This is a genomic window from Mycolicibacterium hodleri (assembly GCF_025822245.1).
In the GTDB taxonomy this organism is placed as follows: Bacteria; Actinomycetota; Actinomycetes; order Mycobacteriales; family Mycobacteriaceae; genus Mycobacterium; species Mycobacterium hodleri.
Window position 1 is genome coordinate 19,884 of the sequence record NZ_JACKTL010000018.1, and the last position, 16,820, is coordinate 36,703.

General features: G+C 67.9%; 16 protein-coding genes. 5 read left to right on the forward strand and 11 right to left on the reverse strand.

Translation table 11 applies throughout. The features are described from left to right. Window positions 1-5: 5 nt before the first annotated feature. From H7J06_RS05335 to H7J06_RS05345, 3 genes are all read right to left on the reverse strand, one after another. The gene (locus tag H7J06_RS05335; RefSeq protein ID WP_264037602.1) at window positions 6-923 is read right to left on the reverse strand and encodes a glycosyltransferase; all 918 of its coding nucleotides are present in this window, start codon (window positions 921-923) and stop codon (window positions 6-8) included. Next, a complete protein-coding gene (locus H7J06_RS05340; protein WP_264037603.1) occupies window positions 920-2,044 on the reverse strand; it encodes a glycosyltransferase in 1,125 nt (374 codons plus the stop codon). The genes H7J06_RS05335 and H7J06_RS05340 overlap by 4 nt, the downstream gene beginning before the upstream one ends. Before the next feature lie 227 nt (window positions 2,045-2,271). Then, complete coding sequence (locus H7J06_RS05345) at window positions 2,272-3,024, reverse strand: GAF and ANTAR domain-containing protein (RefSeq protein WP_264037604.1); 753 nt, start codon at window positions 3,022-3,024, stop codon at window positions 2,272-2,274. 208 nt (window positions 3,025-3,232) lie between these two features. Here H7J06_RS05345 and H7J06_RS05350 point away from each other — a divergent pair, with 208 nt between their 5' ends. Together H7J06_RS05350 and H7J06_RS05355 are read left to right on the forward strand one after the other, a co-directional pair. Next, the gene (locus H7J06_RS05350) at window positions 3,233-3,364 is read left to right on the forward strand and encodes a hypothetical protein (protein WP_255354829.1); all 132 of its coding nucleotides are present in this window, start codon (window positions 3,233-3,235) and stop codon (window positions 3,362-3,364) included. A 114-nt stretch (window positions 3,365-3,478) separates the two neighbouring features. Further along, complete coding sequence (locus H7J06_RS05355; protein WP_264037606.1) at window positions 3,479-3,664, forward strand: hypothetical protein; 186 nt, start codon at window positions 3,479-3,481, stop codon at window positions 3,662-3,664. 21 nt (window positions 3,665-3,685) lie between these two features. Here H7J06_RS05355 and H7J06_RS05360 read toward each other — a convergent pair whose 3' ends face one another. After that, entirely contained in the window at window positions 3,686-4,366 is a 681-nt protein-coding gene (locus H7J06_RS05360; protein WP_264037607.1) for a VldE C-terminal domain-containing protein, read from the reverse strand. Between the two features lie 269 nt (window positions 4,367-4,635). Here H7J06_RS05360 and H7J06_RS05365 point away from each other — a divergent pair, with 269 nt between their 5' ends. Beyond that, window positions 4,636-5,040 (forward strand): MmpS family transport accessory protein, encoded by a 405-nt coding sequence (locus H7J06_RS05365; RefSeq protein ID WP_372515241.1) that lies wholly within the window; start codon window positions 4,636-4,638, stop codon window positions 5,038-5,040. Beyond that, on the forward strand, window positions 5,037-7,946 hold the full coding sequence (locus tag H7J06_RS05370; RefSeq protein ID WP_264037609.1) for an MMPL/RND family transporter: 2,910 nt from the start codon (window positions 5,037-5,039) through the stop codon (window positions 7,944-7,946). Before H7J06_RS05365 ends, H7J06_RS05370 begins: the two co-directional genes overlap by 4 nt. Here the strand turns inward: H7J06_RS05370 and H7J06_RS05375 are convergent. After that, complete coding sequence (locus H7J06_RS05375) at window positions 7,936-8,376, reverse strand: hypothetical protein (RefSeq protein ID WP_264037610.1); 441 nt, start codon at window positions 8,374-8,376, stop codon at window positions 7,936-7,938. The two genes, H7J06_RS05370 and H7J06_RS05375, sit on opposite strands and share 11 nt — an antisense overlap. A gap of 226 nt (window positions 8,377-8,602) precedes the next feature. On the opposite strand from H7J06_RS05375, the gene H7J06_RS05380 reads away from it, so the two are divergent. After that, window positions 8,603-9,283, forward strand: coding sequence for a DUF1942 domain-containing protein (locus H7J06_RS05380; protein WP_264037612.1), 681 nt, complete (start codon window positions 8,603-8,605; stop codon window positions 9,281-9,283). Between the two features lie 88 nt (window positions 9,284-9,371). On the opposite strand, the gene H7J06_RS05385 is transcribed toward H7J06_RS05380, so the two are convergent. The 6 genes from H7J06_RS05385 to H7J06_RS05410 form a co-directional block, all read right to left on the reverse strand. After that, entirely contained in the window at window positions 9,372-10,799 is a 1,428-nt protein-coding gene (locus H7J06_RS05385; RefSeq protein ID WP_264037613.1) for an amidase, read from the reverse strand. Between the two features lie 67 nt (window positions 10,800-10,866). After that, a complete protein-coding gene (locus H7J06_RS05390) occupies window positions 10,867-12,141 on the reverse strand; it encodes an aspartate aminotransferase family protein (protein ID WP_264037614.1) in 1,275 nt (424 codons plus the stop codon). After that, the gene (locus tag H7J06_RS05395) at window positions 12,138-13,007 is read right to left on the reverse strand and encodes an amidohydrolase family protein (RefSeq protein WP_264037615.1); all 870 of its coding nucleotides are present in this window, start codon (window positions 13,005-13,007) and stop codon (window positions 12,138-12,140) included. The genes H7J06_RS05390 and H7J06_RS05395 overlap by 4 nt, the downstream gene beginning before the upstream one ends. Beyond that, on the reverse strand, window positions 13,004-14,047 hold the full coding sequence (locus tag H7J06_RS05400; RefSeq protein ID WP_264037616.1) for an aldo/keto reductase: 1,044 nt from the start codon (window positions 14,045-14,047) through the stop codon (window positions 13,004-13,006). The genes H7J06_RS05395 and H7J06_RS05400 overlap by 4 nt, the downstream gene beginning before the upstream one ends. After that, window positions 14,048-15,040: an aldose epimerase family protein gene (locus H7J06_RS05405; RefSeq protein ID WP_264037617.1), complete on the reverse strand. Its 993-nt coding sequence runs from the start codon at window positions 15,038-15,040 to the stop codon at window positions 14,048-14,050. Next, on the reverse strand, window positions 15,037-16,632 hold the full coding sequence (locus H7J06_RS05410; RefSeq protein ID WP_264037618.1) for an APC family permease: 1,596 nt from the start codon (window positions 16,630-16,632) through the stop codon (window positions 15,037-15,039). Before H7J06_RS05410 ends, H7J06_RS05405 begins: the two co-directional genes overlap by 4 nt. Window positions 16,633-16,820 lie beyond the last annotated feature (188 nt).

A 16,820-nucleotide genomic window follows, 5' to 3' on the forward strand; every position in this document is an offset into this window, starting at 1 on the left:
GGTCGTCATTCGGCGACGGCCGAGAAGCGCTGCGCGTTCTGCAGCGTCGACACCACGGCCAGCGTGGACATCGCACCCTGGTTGCGGTCGACGCCCTCGGTGTCGAGACCGTCGAAGCCGCCGCCGGTCTGCGAATCCCACATCGGTTGCCCGGATTCGTTGGCCCCCTCGAACCAGGCGACGGCCGCGCGGACGGCGTCCGGCCACCGCGGGCTGGCGTCGACGCCCGCCGCGCGCACGCAGGCGTCGGACATCTCGGCGACCGCCGCGGGCTGGCGGTGGACTGCCTCGTCGTCGAGCAGGCGGTTCAACAGGTCCAAGCCCTGCTGGCACAGCTCCGGCCGGTCCAGCGTCGTCCCGGCCGCGATCATCGCCTCGGCGGTGACGGCCGCGCCGGAGGTCGGTGCCGCCGTCTCCGCGTCGGCGTAGGCCACGAGGAGGGCGCGGGCAATCGCGTGGTCGGGCTGCACCGAGAGGATCTCGGCGGCGCCGAGCGCGGCGTACGCCATCGCCAGCGGGTACGGCGACCGCACCTTCGCGGCGCGCTCGAACTGGATGACGGAGATCCGACGGACCAGGCCCACGCTGCTGTGCGCGGCGGCGGTGCCGAGGGCCCACAGGCAGCGACCCCACCAGACGTCCAGCGACGGTTGGTCGACCCAATTGCCCTTGACGTCCATGTGGTTGTGGCACGGGCCCGCGAAGGACTGGGCTTCGTTGAGGTACCGGACCGCGAGACCGGCAAGGCCGTTGACCGGGCCGCCCGGGTCTGGCTGGCGGGTGGCGACGACCAGCAGCCGGGCCATGTCGTCGGTGCGGTAACCGCCACTGCGCTCGGGTTCGGTCAGCAACGCGTGCTCGAAGATGCCCCGCCGGTCCGAGAGGTGCAGGAGATGGTCGAAGACGGGCGGCGGGGTGCTCATACCATCGCCGCACGATCGGCGACGACGCGGCGGGCAAGCGCAAGGTACTCCGCCGACGCGACGGGCCAGCCCATCGACGGCGCCAAACGCCTTGCCTCCGCGGCCATGTCGCCCGTCATCCGCGGGTCGGTCAGCATGCGGCGCAGCGCCAACGCCAGCGCGTCCGGATCGTCGTGGTCGACGACGACGCCGGCTCCGCTGCCCAGGAGTTCGACGGCGTGGGGGAAGGCGGTCGCGACGACGGGCCGGCCCGCGGCCAGCGCGTCGACCAGCACCCCGGAATTCGCCTGGTCGGTGGAGTCATAGGGCAGCACCACCGCGGCGGACGTCTGAATCAGCGCCGACAGTGACGCCGTGCTGCGATAGATGGAGTCGAAGCTCACCGCGCTCGCGACGCCGGCGCTTCGCGCCCGCTCGATGCAGGATTCGCGGTAGGCCTCCCCCTCGGCGGCGAGCACCCTCGGGTGCGTGGCACCGGCGACGAGGTAACGCGGTTGTCCCCGCAGGTCCTTGAGCCCACTCATCGCGTCGATGACCCGCTCGACGCCCTTGCCCGGGCCCATCAGGCCCCACGTCAACAGCGTCGGCCGGCCCGAGCGCTTCAGCGGGGCCACCGTCGGCAGCGTCGCGCCGCGCTGAATCGTGACGACCCGCCCACCGTCGACGGCGTACTCGGCACAGAGTCGGTCGTTGGCGGCCCGGGACATGACGACGATCCGGTCCGCCTTGGCGGCCATCGTCTCCATCAATGAACGTTGTTGCGGCGTCGGATGTTTGAGGATCTGGTGGGCGACGACGATGGTCGGAACCCGCAGCGCCTCGACGACGTCGAGCACCTCGGTGCCGAAGAGGTCGAAATCATGCTGGATGACGGCGACGTCACGCTGGTTGAGTAGTTCGACGCATGCGGTGACCGAGGCCGACGAACCGTTGACGAACTCCCCGATGACCGCCGTGCTCGACGGCTGCGCACCGTCGGCAACTCGAATCACCCCTACGTCGGAGCCCTTGTTGCACAGGCCGTCGGCCAGCCCCGCGCTGAAGGTGGCAAGTCCGCACGGCGTCGGCGGAAAACTCGTCAGCATGCCGATGGTCGGGTTCGCGCGGCGTTCCTGTGCCATGTGGCCCATGAAGGAGGGAAAACGGGTTGGGACGTTCAAGGTGCTCCCGGCAGGCGGATGTCACCGAAGTGCCCGGCGTGAGCGGTTGCTCGGTGAGAACAGCGGCGGACAGCTGTCTCGATCCCGGACTGGTTGGGGTCCCAACGACCCCGACTTTACCACCTCGGACGTGCTCCGACCTGCCCAACGACGACCATTCGTACTGCTAGAAGGGCTGCTGAGCGATCTCAGGGCGTCTTGTTTCGCGCTTGCGCACGCCGTACCGCTTCGTCGACGACGAGCGTGGCGACGTCGGCGAGTTTGCGGTGTTGGCCCTGGCTCATCCCCTGCAACTGGACGAACGCGTCCTCGGCGGTGCGGCCGGTGCGCGCGCGGATGATGCCGATGGCTTGGTCGATGACCGGCCGGGAGGACAGCGCTCGCTGCAGCTGGGCGTTGAGCACGAGGGCGTCGGTGAGCACCTGGGCGTTGTGAACGGCCGCCGCCGCCGGGTGCGCGAACAGCTCGCCCAGCTCCTCGGCGTGGTCGTCGAAGACGTCCTTGGCGTAGGCGTAGACGGTGATCGCCCCGACCACGCGGTCGGGCAGGAGAAGCGGTAACGCCAGCACGCTGTGCACGCCCATCCGGCCGACGCGCGGACCGAACCGTGGCCACTTCTTCTCTCCACCCAGGGAGCCCGAACGCACCGGTCGCCGACCGCGTGCGGCGGTGATGCCGGGCCCCTCGCCGAGGGTGACGTATTGAATCTCGTCGATCGCGGCGACGAACGGTGCACTCGCCGCCAGCGCGGCCACGGTGGTGTCGAACTGCAGCAGAGTCACCGCGGCCCCGTCCGCACCGGGTATCGCCCGGCACGTGAACGCCGCCACCTGCGCCAGCAGTTCGGGCAGGGCCAGGCTGCCCGCCAGCAGGCCCGCCAGCGCGTCGATGCCAGCCCGGAGGTCGGCGACGTCGGCATCGGATGCCGTGACTTCCGTCATGCCCTACCTGCCAGCCGTGGAGTGCCGCGAACGCAGCAGAACGCCCTCCAGACTATGCCCGCGACGGCCTCACCGACGCACCACCTGGCCCACCGGCAAAACCCATTGCCGCAGAACGATTCTCGGTGCCGCCACCGTGGCCGGACGCGGTGCGCGCGTATGGTCGTGGGACCGGGACCACTCAGGCCCCCAATGCAAGGGGCCAAAGATGTCTGACAAGTCTCCCAGATCAGCGATGTCCAAGAAGGCCGGCAAGTCGTTGAAGGAGAAGCGCGCCGACAAGCGCACCAAGGCCGACACGACCTCGGCGACCGAAGACGCGATCCGCAAGAAGCGCTGACCCACGCGCCTCCAACTCGATGTTCAAACGACGCCAGTTGGTGATTGACGGCGTCGTAGCTGACAGCTAAGTTTGTCCCAAGTTTGGGACGGTTTTGCTATCGGGGGAGTACGCATGGGGCGCTGGATCGTCGAGACTTTCACAGCCCGCCGGACCGTGGTGGCAAATCCGGACGAGGGTTGTTCGGTATGCGACCACCCGTTCGGGCACCTGACCCACGCGTGCATCAGCTCGATCGGGCCGGTTGCGCCGATCCGCGTTGCGCTGCCCATCCGTCTGCCCGAGGCCGTCGTCGCCTAACCGACTTCTCGCGAAATACGGTCAGCGGTAATAGATTTCGTCGCCGGTGGGGTATCCCCCGCCGAACGTCGTGAGGTGGACGTGGTCGAAGTGGCCGGCGCCGGAGTTCTGCGGACCACTGGGCGTGTAGTACACACCGCGCCAGATCGCATCCTGTAGTCCGAATCGCGCCGCGTTCTCCAGCGCGTACGCCACGATCTTGTTGCCGAGCGCAATGCCCGCCGGCGAACTCGGGTTCGACACCATGACGTCCAGGGCCAAACCGTTCGGATGCCACCGGAGCGCGTCGGCCCGAACGCCGCCGATGCTGTGAATCTCGGGGAACACCACACTGATACTGCGCGCGAGGAAGATCGTCTTCACCTGTAGGCCGGCCTCGGGAGCCACGCCCTGAGGCAAGATCCGATGAAGGTCGATGACCCGCCACCGCGACGCGGCGACCGGAGCGGCCACGGTGCGGGCCGGCGCGGCCGACGAGAACAACGCCATGCTGACCGGGAGCGCCGAATGGACGGCGTCCGACGCGGTGACGACCTGCAGACAGCACGCCGCGGCGGGCAACGGAACGGACTGGGCCACCTCGTCGACGACCACCGGGTGAGGGCTCGCGCCCGAGGTCGCCAGCACGGCGAGGGAGGCCACGACGCCAGCCAGCAGCAACGGCGGTTTACGCCGACGCCTGACCATCCGATGCCTGCCCACAAGAGCACTTTACGAGGTCTCGACGCCTAAACAGTAATCTTTCCGATATTCAATCGTGATCTGCACATTCGAATGCAGATAAAGAATGCGTCGTGAATCGCCCGCCGAAAGACATCCGTTGCGGTGTACGGTCCCGTATCGTACTGTCAACCTAGCTAATCTAACGACCGCGTGACCGGCACCTCCTACTACCGTCCGCATGTCCCCGCTCGCCGAAAGGGCCACGCTTGCACGGGATTTCGATCGGAAGGCGCCTGGGCCGACGGTGGATGCCACTGGTCGCCATCCTCGTCGTCGCGGTGGCGGGCTTCACGGTGTGGCGCCTGCAGGCCGTATTCGCCTCCCAGGACGTGGTCTCGACGCCGAGCGCAGGCGCCAACGAAATCGTCCCCTTCAACCCGAAGCACGTGGTCCTCGAGGTGTTCGGCCCACCTGGCACGGTCGCGACCATCACCTATCTGGACGTGAACGCCCAACCGCAGCGCGCCGACGACGTCCCGCTGCCATGGGCCTACGACGCGACGACCACCCAACCGTCGGTGTTCGTCAACGTCTCCGCGCAGGGTGACAGCAGCTCGCTCGGGTGCCGCATCAAGATCGACGACGTGGTGAAGGACGAGAGAACGGTGAACACGCTGAACGCTTACACCTACTGCCTGGACAAGTCCGGATGAGCACCCACCAGGCCGAGCGCAGCACCCGAACCGACCGATTTGGCCACGGGATCCGGCGGTACTCGGCGCTGATCGTGCTGTTCTGGCTGGCACTGGCCGTGGTCACGAACGTCTTCGTGCCGCAGCTGGAGAAGGTCGCCGAAGCCCACAACGTGTCGCTGAGCCCCCAGGACGCGCCGTCACTGCAGGCCAGCAAGGAGATCGGGAAGAAGTTTCAGCAGTACGACTCCGACAGTGCCGCGATGATCGTGCTGGAGGGCCAGCAGCCCCTCGGCGCCGACGCACACCACTACTACGACGACCTGGTGAAGAAGCTGACCCAGGACACCACCCACGTCGAGCACGTACAGGACTTCTGGGGTGATCCGCTGACCGCGGCCGGCTCCCAGAGTTCCGACGGCAAGGCCGCGCTGCTTCAGGTCAACCTCGCCGGCAACCAGGGCGAGTCGCTGTCCAACCAATCCGTCGACTCCATCCGAAACATCGTGAACAGCTCGACGCCACCGCCCGGGGTGAAGGTCTACGTCACCGGCGCCGCTCCCCTGGTCACCGATCAGTTCGAGGTCGGCCGGCAGGGCACCCTGAAGACCACCCTGATCACCCTCGGCGTGATCGCCCTGATGCTCTTCTTCATCTATCGCCGGCTCACCACGGTGTTCGTCGTGATCTTCACCGTAATGATCGAGCTGACCGCCTCCCGCGGCGTCGTTGCCGTGCTGGCCAACGCGGGCATCATCGAGCTCTCCACGTACTCGACCAATCTGTTGACGCTGTTGGTCATCGCCGCGGGCACCGACTACGCGATCTTCATCCTCGGTCGCTATCACGAAGCGCGCCAGATCGGCGAGGACCGCGTGACGGCCTACGGGACGATGTACCGCGGCACCTCGCACATCATCCTGGGGTCGGGCCTGACCATCGCCGGCGCCGTGTTCTGCCTGACCTTCACCCGACTCCCCTACTTCCAGAGCCTCGGCGTGCCCGCCGCGGCCGGCGTCCTCGTCGCCGTGATCGCCGCGCTCACGCTGGCGCCCGCCCTGTTGTCCATCGGGCGGCACTTCGGCTTGTTCGAACCGGCCCGCCCACTGCGCACCCGCGGCTGGCGACGCATCGGAACGGCCATCGTGCGGTGGCCGGGACCGATCCTCGTGGCCACGATCGCCATCGCCCTCATCGGCCTCCTCGCCCTGCCCGCATACAAGACCAGTTACGACGCCCGGCCGTACATCCCCGCCACCGCCCCGGCCAACGTCGGCTACGCCGCGGCCGAACGGCACTTCTCCCAGGCCCGCCTCAACCCCGAACTTCTGATGGTCGAGGCCGACCACGACCTGCGCAACCCAACCGACATGATCCTGCTCGAGCGGGTCGCCAAGGCCGTCTTCCACACCGACGGCATCGCCCAGGTGCAGTCGATCACGCGCCCGTTGGGCACCCCGCTGGACCATACGTCGATCCCGTTCCAGATCAGCGCGGGCAACTCCGCACAGATCAACAATCTGCCGTTCCAGCAGGCCCGCACCGCCGATCTGCTCAAGCAGGTCGCCACCATCGACGACGGCGTGCGGGTGCTCCGCGAGCAGTACGCCCTGCAGCAACAGTCCGCCGAGGTCACCGACGAGCAGGCCAAGGCGTTCCAGCAGACCGTCGCCACGGCCCAGGACCTACGCGACAAGATCGCCAACTTCGACGACTTCTTCCGGCCGCTGCGCAGCTATTTCTATTGGGAGCCACACTGTTTCGACATTCCGGTGTGCGCGGCCCTGCGGTCGATCTTCGACGCGCTCGACGGCATCGACGCACTGACCGATCAGCTGGGTGACGTGGCGGGCAGCATCGCCAAGCTCGACGCGCTGCAACCGAAACTGCTTGCGCTCTTCCCTCCTCAGCTGGCCAACCAGCAGACCAACCGCGACCTGACGATGACGAACTACGCCACCAATCAGGGCATCCAGGACCAGAGCGCGGCGTCGCTGCAGAACTCCACGGCCTTGGGCCAGGCCTACGACGCCTCGAAGACCGACGACTCCTTCTATCTGCCGCCGGAGGCGTTCACCAACCCCGAGTTCCTGCGGGGGCTGAAGCTGTTCCTCTCCCCGGACGGCAAGGCCGCGCAGATGATCATCACCCATGAGGGCGATCCCGCCACCCCAGAGGGCATTTCACACATCGACGGCATCCGGCACGCCGCGCAGGAGGCCGTCAAGGGCACGCCGTTGGCGGGATCCAAGCTCTACCTCGCCGGAACGGCGGCCACCTACAAGGACATTCAGGACGGCGCCAAGTACGACCTGATGATCGCCGCCATCGCCGCAATGAGCCTGATCCTGCTGATCATGATGTTCATCACCCGCTCGTTGGTGGCGGCGTTCGTCATCGTGGGCACCGTCGCGCTGTCGTTGGGCGCCTCGTTCGGGCTGTCCGTGCTGATCTGGCAGGACCTGCTGGGCATCGACCTGTACTGGATCGTGTTGGCGCTGGCCATCATTCTGCTGTTGGCCGTGGGATCGGACTACAACCTGTTGTTGATCTCCCGGTTCAAGGAGGAGATCCACGCCGGGTTGAACACGGGCATCATCCGGGCGATGGCCGGCTCGGGTTCGGTGGTGACCGCCGCCGGTCTGGTGTTCGCCGCGACGATGGCCTCGTTCGTATTCGCCGACCTGCGGATCCTCGGTCAGATCGGGACGACGATCGCGCTGGGCCTGTTGTTCGACACCCTCATCGTGCGGTCGTTCATGACGCCGTCGATTGCCGCCCTCCTGGGACGGTGGTTCTGGTGGCCGCAGGTGGTGCGCCCCCGACCCGCCCGGTACTGGCCGCAGGCCGACGACTCACGCCACTCGGGTCGTCAACTGCCGCTGTGGGAGGACGAGGACCCCGAGGTCGGTTCGGTCAGGCGCTGACGCGTTCCGGGGCCACCTCGGCCAGCCGGCGCTTCAACCGCGCGACCTTGCGCAGCTGCACGGCGATGTTCATCGACGACAGCATGGGGATGCCGCCGACGAAGGTGCGGAAGGACGGGTTGCCGCCGTAGACGTGGAGCTCGTACAGGCAGCCCACCACGTAGAAGAAGCCGCAGCAGAAGAGGGTGGCGGGGATCGCCAGGGCGAGAGGTGAGCGGGCGTCGTCGACGAGCTCGGTGGCGTACTCGATCTCGTCCTGCGACATCGGCTCGCCCTTGCGCAACTTGGCCAGGATCGCCTTGTGCGCGCCGACCTCCTCACCCAGGGGGGCCGGCGAGCGGTTCTCCAGCCGTCGCAGGTAGACGAAGACACACGCGGCGAACGTCAGCCCGGCCAGGCCGGCCAGGATCGTCAGCAGTCCCCACTCCATGGCCGCTCCCCTTTCGATGACTACGTAGTACCTCTAATAACGCTACCTCAACCCCGTTGCGTCCCACTTTCTGCCAACGATCTCGTCGAGAACGCCCGGTTCCGGTCTCAACTCCCCTCCGCGAGTTTCTTACGTTTCGCGTCACAAAGTTTGCCGCGACCGTCCGCGGGCAAATCCCCGGCCCGACAGCAACGACGCGCACATTCGGCGCCGAAGGGAAGAACACATGAAGGCCAAGAACATTCAGCGGATCGCAGGTGTAGTCGTCAGTGCCACAGCACTGTTCGGAACCTGTGCCGTCGCCCCCGCCTCGGCGATCAACAACATCAAGGGCTTCGGCGTCCAAGAAACGCTGAAGGACTTCTACAACCTCGGCGACTTCAGCAGCGAAATCGGCTACACCGTCAAGGACCTCAAGCCCAGTCGTGACGTGGTGCCGTATCCGGTGGCCGGTCGACTCTACGAGGCAAACGCCACCACGACCGCAGTCGTCGGTACGGTCACCCCTCAGATCGTCAACTTCATCGCGCGCAGCCCGGGCGGCACCGACTATCGCGTGCTCCCCACGGTGTCCACCCTGAGCGGTGCACCCCTGAACCAGGGAGCCAGCGCATCCGGGAAGCTGTACTTCGACGTGGTGGGCGAAAACCCCGACAGCGTCGTCTACAACGCCGACTTCCAGGACCAGCTTGGCTGGGTGGGCCTGCAGCCCGTCGAGCCGGCCGCGGTCGTACCCGGAACCGACAGCAGCGGTGGCACGTCGTCCGGAGGGACCTCCGGCGGTGACGGCGGCACCGGCGTGCAGGGCTCGACCGGTCCGATGCAGGCCACGCCGCCGGTCGTCGGCGACGGCGCCCAGAACGGTCCCTACGGACCGTCGGGCAGCACGCCGCCGGTGGGCAACTGACTTTGGTTGCCGCCGTAACGGATTGACACAAGGACCGTCCCGCACTCCCGGTACCGGGGGTGCGGGACGGCCCGTCTTCACGCCGGCGTCAGCGGGCCGATTCAAGCAGCGGCGGGACGCGTCGGCCGTGTCCCGTGGCCTCCTCGAAGGCGGCCGCGACGGCCAACAGCCGCGCCTCGGTGCGGGCCCGCGTGACCACCTGCAGACCGACCGGCAGGCCCTGCGGGGTGAAGCCCGCCGGCACCGACATGGCGGGGACTCCCAGCGGGGTGATGAGGTAGCACGACGCCATCCAGTCCAGATAGGTCGTCATTACGGTGCCGGCCACCTCGGCGGGCCAGGTCCAGGTGGCGTCGAAGGGCGGGAGCTGGGCGACCGGCGCCAGCAGCACGTCGTAGTCGTCGAAGAACGCGTCGGCGGCGCGTTGCAGGCGGGTCAACTCGGCCACGGCCCTGGTGACTTCGCGCCCGCTCAACCCTCGGCCCCGCTCGACGTTCCAGGCAATGTCGGCCTTCACCGCATCGGGTTGCCGTTCGACCAATTCACCCCAGGCAAAGTCGAACTCGGCGGCCCGCAGTGTGCGGAAGACGAAGTCGGCGCCGTCGAGATCGGGGCACGCGTGAGCGACGTGGGCACCCGCCGCCTCGAACACCGACACCGCGTCGTCCAACACCGACAGCACCTCCGCCTGCACCGGTACCCGCCCGCTCAGCGTGGGCGCCCAGGCCACCCGAAGACCACGCAGCTCGGCGGGGGCGACGTCGGCGAAGCCGCTGGGATCCTCCGACAGCGTCATCGGATCCGAGGCGTGCGCGCCGGCGATCACCGACAGCATCAGGCCCACGTCCCCGACGGTGCGGGCCATCGGACCCGCCACCGACAGCGGAAAGAGGGGCAGCTCGTCGGTGGGGTCGGGTACCCGGCCGGGTGTGGGCCGAAGCCCGACGACGTTGCAGAAGGACGCGGGATTGCGCAGCGAGCCACCCATGTCGCTGCCGTCGGCCAGCGACTGGAAGCCCATGGCCAGAGCCGCGGCCGCGCCACCGCTGCTTCCGCCGGCCGACCGGCTGAGGTCATACGGGTTGAGGGTGGTGCCGAAGACGGGGTTGAAGGTGTGCGACCCGGCCGCGAATTCGGGGACGTTGGTCTTGCCGAGGATGACGACTCCCGCCGCGCGCAGGCGACGGACGATCTCGTCGTCGGAGGTGGGCACGTTGTCGGCGAACAGCTTCGAGCCGAACGTGGTGCGCAGCCCCGCGGTGGCGTGGGTGTCCTTGATCGACATGGGCAGCCCCGCCAACGGCCCGCACTCAGACCCGGCGGCACGAGCCGCGTCGACCTGCGCGGCGGCGTCGGCCGCCCGGTCCACGTCCAGCGAGACGACGGCGTTCACCGTGGGGTTGAACCGCTCGAGTCGTTCGACGTGGGCCGCCAACAGCTCCCGTGCCGAGTATTCGCGGGCCGCCAGCCCCCGCAGCTGCTCGCGGGCGCTGCGCATCACCAGGGAATCGGTCATCGACCGATCATCTCCCATGCTCGACCGTGTCGTGTCGGCGTCTCCGCCGCCGAACGGTCGACGGGGCTCAGTCGTGCTCGGCGTCGCTCAACGCCGCGTCGAATCTCGTGAGGGTCTCGTCGACGTCGGCATGGGTGTGTGCCGCCGACACGTACCAGATGCCGCGGTAGGCCACCCAGATCCCGGCGGCGATCAGCTTGGTCGCGAAACGGCCGTAACGCTCGCCGTCCAAGGCCTGCACCTGGGCATAGCGGGTGACGGGTTCGGTGCCGGTGTCGAAGCGGGCGTGGAAGGCCATCGGCAAGCCCTGCAGTTTGATCGGCACGTCGTGGTGCTCCAACAGGGCGGTGAGTCCGTCGACCAAGGCGGTACCCACCGATTCGACGTGGCGGTAGACGCTTCGGTCTTCGAGTTCGTCGAGTGACGCGAGTACCGCGGCGGTGGCGATGGTGTTGCCGTTGAAGGTGCCCGCGTGCGTCAGTGCGCCGACGGCCACGTCGGAGAAGAGCTCCGCCCGGCCGACCAACGCCGCACACGGCCACCCGGCGGCCATGGCCTTGCCGTAGACCGCCAGGTCCGGCGTGACACCAAACCGTTCGGCCGCGCCGCCGAGTGCCACCCGGAAGCCGGAGATGGTCTCGTCGAATATGAGCACGATGCCGAGTCGGGTGCACGCCTCGCGCACCTGCTGCAGGTAGCCGTCGGCCGGCACGATGGCGCCGGCGTTGAGCATCATGGGCTCCATCACGACGGCGGCGATCGTGTCGCCGTGATCCCGCAGCGCCGCGGCGAACGCCTCGGGGTCGTTCCACTCGACGGTCAGCATCGGATCGAGCGCCTCGGGGACCTGCCCAAGGCTGCCCGGAAGGACCCGGTCTCCCTCCGAGCGGATCTGGACGTTGTCGAACCAGCCGTGGTAATGCCCGTGGAACCTGAGGATGTTGCGTCGTCCCGTCGCGTTGCGTGCAATTCGCAAGGCGGCCTGAATCATCTCGCTGCTGGAACTGCCGAAGCGCAACTGATCCGCCCAGGGCAGGATGCCCAAGATTCGTTCGGCGGCCTCGATCTCGCGACGATGGGTGGCCGCGTAGATGATGCCGTCGTGTTGGGCGGCCACGATCTTCTCCACCACGCGCGGCGGACCGTAGCCCAAGAAGTTGGGCCCCTGGCCCAGGAGGTAGTCGAGATACTCGGTGCCGTCGACGTCCCACAGCCGGCAGCCGCTGGCACGTTCGACGATGAGATGCGGGTTGAGCAGCCGGGTGTTGCTGCTGACGCCGCCGGGCAACACGCGCTTCGCGCGTTCCCGAAGATCCTGCTGCATCGTGGTGACGCCGTTCATGAGTGCACTTCCCCCAAGCTGATACGGGACGGTCGGTAGACGTTCAAAGCGTTGTCGTACATGATCTTTCGCCGATCGCCGTCGTCGAGCGCCGAGAGCGACTCCACGGCGGCGGCCACCACCTGGTCGTACGGTGCGGCCAGCTCGCACACGGGCCAGTCCGACCCGAAGAGCGCACGCGAGACGCCGAACGCCCCGAGCAGGTGGTCGACGTAGGGCTGAAGGTCGGCAGTCCTCCACTCACTCCACGACGCCTCGGTGACCAGACCCGAGAGCTTGCACCACACGTTCGGGCTCTCCGCGAGGGTGCAGACGCCGTCGGCCCAACGTTGCGACCAGCCCTCGGCGACGGGAGGTTTGGCCCCGTGGTCGAGGACGAAGCGCACGTCGGCGTGCCGGCGCACCAACGTAGTGGCGGCGGGAAGCTCACGCGAGGTGATCTCCAGGTCGAAGGTCAGGCCGCTGGCGGCCACCTCCCGCATCGCCGCGTCGACGTCCTCGCGAAGGAGCCAGGACGGGTCGGATTCGTCGGCCACGGCGTGCCGCAGGCCGACGAGGTGCTCACCGCCGATCCCACCGCGCAGACGGTCGACCTGCCCGGCCACGTCCGTCGAGGTCAGGTCGACCCAACCGACGACGCCGACGACTTCCGGTGTGCACGAGGCAAGTTCGAGCAGGTCGACGGTCTCGGCCAGATCGGCGCGCACCTGCACCACGATGGTCGCCGCCACGCCGTTGGCCACGAGGTGGGGCAGCAGATCCGTGACGTCGTAACGCCGGCGTAGTGGTTCGAAGTCACCCGTCATCCACGGATACTCGCCGATCTCCGGATCCCACAAATGATGATGTGCGTCAACCACTCTCACCGTGGATCACCCACGGGAGCACTCTCGTCGAGCAACCCCTTCGACATCAGATCGCGCCACAGCTCGTCGGGGATCGGGCGGTCGAAGAGCTCGACGTTCTCGACGATCTCGGCGCGACTGCGGGCGCCGGTCAGCACCGCCGTGACCGCCGGATGGGCCAGGGGAAACTGCAGCGCGGCAGCCTTGAGGGGCACGTCATGACGGCGACACACCTCGAAGAGCCGGTGGGCGCGCGCCACCGTCTCGGGCGGGGCAGGGTCGTAGTCGTACCGCGCGTTCGGCCCGGGGTCGGCCAGGAGACCGCTGTTGAACACGCCGCCGGCGACCACGGCGATCCCGCGTTCGGTGCACAGCGGCAGGAACGACTGCAGCGCAGTCTGTTCCAACAGCGTGTAGCGGCCCGCCAGCAGGAACATGTCGGGATCGCTCTCGCGGGCGAAGCGTTCCAGTGCGGCCGTCTGGTTCATTCCGGCGCCGATCGCCGACACCACCTTCTGGTCGCGCAACTCGATCAAGGTGGGGAACGCCGTCGCCAACGCGTCGTCGACGTAGTCGTCGGGGTCGTGCACCAGGGCCACGTCGAGACGGTCGGTGCCGAGCCGGACGAGGCTCTCCTCGATCGAACGCAGCACCCCGTCGCGCGAGTAGTCGTACACCGTGGCGACATCGGGTGCACCGGCGTCGTACGGGCGACCCGTCGAGTCGAAGTCGTCGGGATGCGGGTCGGCGTCGGCGCGCAGCAGGCGGCCGACCTTGCTGGACAGCACGTAGTCGTCGCGCCGATACCGGGCCAGCCCACGGCCCAGCCGAGTCTCACCGTTGCCGCGGCCGTACTGCGGGGCGGCGTCGAAGTAGCGCAGCCCGGCCGCCCACGCGGCGGCAACGGTCTCGTCCGCGTCGTGGTCGCTGACTTCGGTGTACATGCCACCGATGGCGGTCGCGCCAAATCCCAGCGCCGTCACCGTAAGTGGGGTCCGACCAAGTCGAACGGCGGTGTCGTGGACGACGCGTGACGTCGCGCCGGCTTGCTTCGCGCTCATCTATCGCACCGTTCCGTCGGGTTGCAGCTCGGTGACCTCGTCGACGCCGTCGTAGACCACGGCGACGACCTCGGTCGACTCGGTTTCGTCGGGCCCCAGCAGGCGGGCCCGCCCCGCGGCGACGGCCTCGTCGAGCGGGCTGGGATAACCGGTCCACGGTTCGACGAGCGCCTGGTGATAGCCCCGCCATCCCCCGTAGACGAGGCAGAACCACACCACGGGAAACAGCTCGTGGTCGAAGCAGAGCCCGAAGCCGCGACGGTCGGCGACGTCGGTCGCGGCGACCCACCCCGCGGTCAATCCGGTCAGATAGTGCAACGCGAAGGCTCCGACGTCGACGTCGTCGGCGCGCCGCAGGTCGTACCCGCGCAGCATCGGCCAGTCGTATTCGTCGCCCGGCCTGCCGAGTACGTCGCCACCGGCCTCGTCGACGAGGCCCCTGGTCGCCGGGATGTCGAAGCGCATACCGGATCTCAGCGCGAGACTTGGATGCACTCCCCAGTTGTAGTCGAACGGCATCGTGCCGATGTTGCGCAGCGTGTAGCCCAGGGTGAAGCGCTGCTCGTCGGCACGCAGGGTGATCGTGCGCGTCAGCTCGGCCGGTGTGATCGGCGTCCGCACCGTGGTGGTGAGCACCACTTCGTCTGCATTGGAATGAATTTCGTAGTTCGCACGTGCCGTCCACACCTCGCCCATGTAGGGAAGCAGGTCGCCGTAGCGGTTGCGGCACGCCCGTCCCCCGGGGAAGGCGTCGTCCCAGCCACCCGCCCAGTGATCGTCGAAGTCGGCGTGCACCGCCGCCACGTGGGGGGCGACGCGAGGCGACTTCCACAGCAGGTCGAGGTCGCGCTTCTTGTCCACCACCCGGAAGATGTTGGCCCCGCGCTCGGGCAGCACGTCGAGAGCCAGGTGCTCGTTCTGCATCCGCACCACCCGCATGCCGTGGTAGGTCCAGTCGTCGTCGACGTTCACATGCGTTGTCCCCCGGGTCATGACTTGGCAGCCTCGGGGGTCTCTCCGTGAAAGCCGCCGGTGACCCGCGGCGCTCCGGCGGACGTCGGGCGGTGCAGATGCTCTTCGACTTCCTCGACCGCGACGGCCAGGTACCCCGCCTCCGCGGTGAGTCCCTCGTCGCGGCTCAGTGACTCGGCGATCCGTCGCGTGGTCTTGGGGGCGGCGAAGATGACCACGATGATGGCGATCACCCAGGCTGCCGCGATGACGATGTTGGCCCGTCCGGACCCGGTAGTCGGCCAGGGTGAGACGTTGCGAAACATGGTGTAGCCGATCACGGCAATGGCCAGCAGCGGTACCACGTAGTCGAGGACAGCCGCCTCGTGACCCAGGCGCGGCGCCCGGATGCAGAGGTAGTACCACGCACCGACGGAGAACAATGCGTAGGCCACCAGGAGCACCAGTGTGCCAACCGTTCCCGACCAGGCGAAGAGGTCGAAGGCGGTGTCGGTGACGAACACCCGCATCAGCACGATGATGGCCGCAGCCAGCCCGCAGACGAACAGCGTCGCACTGATCGGCGTGCCGGACTTGGCCGAGACCTTGGTGAATCCGCGGCGTTCGAACGCCCCCCGGTTGAGGGCGAACAGCAGCCGCGACGCCGCGACCGCGGTGGCCAGCGCGCAACCCATCGCGGAGATGGCGGTGCCCAACGTCACCAGGTCGCCGACCACGGGGCTCACGTACTGCTCGCCCAAGGTGCCGAACAACGAGGCCGACTTCGAGAACGCCTCGACGCCTGCGTCGTCGGTGCCGAAGCCCAGCATCTCCACGCTGGTGCCGACGATGTAGAACAGGCCGCCGAACAGCGCCACCCCGAAGATGGCAATGGGGATGGCCCGCTTGGGATTGGTCGTCTCCTCGCCCAGGCTGGCCGCGGCCTCGAAGCCGGCGAACGACAGGAAGCCGAAGACGATGCCGAGGAACAGAGTGCTGGTCGAGATCCCTGGCGGCACGCTGAACATGTCGAGATTGAACCGCTGTCCACCGGGGGCGCTGCCGCCGGCGACGCGGACGACGACGACCACCGCGATGACGACGATCACCGCGGTCGTGCAGATCTCCACCCACAGCAGGGTGGCCATCGACTTCTTGACCGGGGAGATGGCCAGCAGTGTGGCGATGCCCACGGAGACCAGCGCGATGATCCAGGGGACGATGTCCGGTGTCGTCTCGTAAAGACCCAAGCCACGCAGGAATTCGGCCCCGAAGATGCCGGCCGTCATCGACGTGGTGAGCATGAAGCTCAGGTAGGCCCCCAGCAGGGACCACCCGGCCACCACACCGGCCCGCGGCCCGATCGTCACGCCGGTCAGGCCGAACACCGAGCCGGCGTGGCTGAGTCGACTGCAGATCCTGGCGAATCCGTAGGCGACCAGCAGCACCCCGATGGTGGCCAAGACGAAGGTCAGTGGCACGGCGCGGCCGACGGTCGCGCCCGCACCCTGAGGGTTGATGTTGACCGCCAGGCTGGCGCCCATCGCGGCCACGGACAGCGAGATGGCCGCCCACGTCGCCAACGATCGCCGCAGCTTGGGTTGTGTTCCCGATGAATCTTCTGGTGAGGTCATGCTTCCCATTTCTCGTGCGGCGACCCTCGGGCCGAAGTGCCGCTGCATCTAGTAGCGGCCGGGGACGTGCTGACACCTACCGGGTGACGTCACGTCGAACACCACGTTGCGACGAGACCACCGATCGGAGTGGATCGACCGTATGACCGCGATCGGCCCGACACAATGACGAACCTGGCGGTTCATTG

Coding starts and splice junctions, on each gene's coding strand:
- H7J06_RS05385 (WP_264037613.1), bottom strand. CDS start 10,799: ATGACCGATTCCCTGGTGATGCGCAGCGCCCGCGAGCAGCTGCGGGGG.
- H7J06_RS05365 (WP_372515241.1), top strand. CDS start 4,636: ATGCCACTGGTCGCCATCCTCGTCGTCGCGGTGGCGGGCTTCACGGTG.
- H7J06_RS05375 (WP_264037610.1), bottom strand. CDS start 8,376: ATGGAGTGGGGACTGCTGACGATCCTGGCCGGCCTGGCCGGGCTGACG.
- H7J06_RS05345 (WP_264037604.1), bottom strand. CDS start 3,024: ATGACGGAAGTCACGGCATCCGATGCCGACGTCGCCGACCTCCGGGCT.
- H7J06_RS05370 (WP_264037609.1), top strand. CDS start 5,037: ATGAGCACCCACCAGGCCGAGCGCAGCACCCGAACCGACCGATTTGGC.
- H7J06_RS05340 (WP_264037603.1), bottom strand. CDS start 2,044: ATGGCACAGGAACGCCGCGCGAACCCGACCATCGGCATGCTGACGAGT.
- H7J06_RS05335 (WP_264037602.1), bottom strand. CDS start 923: ATGAGCACCCCGCCGCCCGTCTTCGACCATCTCCTGCACCTCTCGGAC.
- H7J06_RS05355 (WP_264037606.1), top strand. CDS start 3,479: ATGGGGCGCTGGATCGTCGAGACTTTCACAGCCCGCCGGACCGTGGTG.
- H7J06_RS05350 (WP_255354829.1), top strand. CDS start 3,233: ATGTCTGACAAGTCTCCCAGATCAGCGATGTCCAAGAAGGCCGGCAAG.
- H7J06_RS05405 (WP_264037617.1), bottom strand. CDS start 15,040: ATGACCCGGGGGACAACGCATGTGAACGTCGACGACGACTGGACCTAC.
- H7J06_RS05410 (WP_264037618.1), bottom strand. CDS start 16,632: ATGACCTCACCAGAAGATTCATCGGGAACACAACCCAAGCTGCGGCGA.
- H7J06_RS05380 (WP_264037612.1), top strand. CDS start 8,603: ATGAAGGCCAAGAACATTCAGCGGATCGCAGGTGTAGTCGTCAGTGCC.
- H7J06_RS05390 (WP_264037614.1), bottom strand. CDS start 12,141: ATGAACGGCGTCACCACGATGCAGCAGGATCTTCGGGAACGCGCGAAG.
- H7J06_RS05400 (WP_264037616.1), bottom strand. CDS start 14,047: ATGAGCGCGAAGCAAGCCGGCGCGACGTCACGCGTCGTCCACGACACC.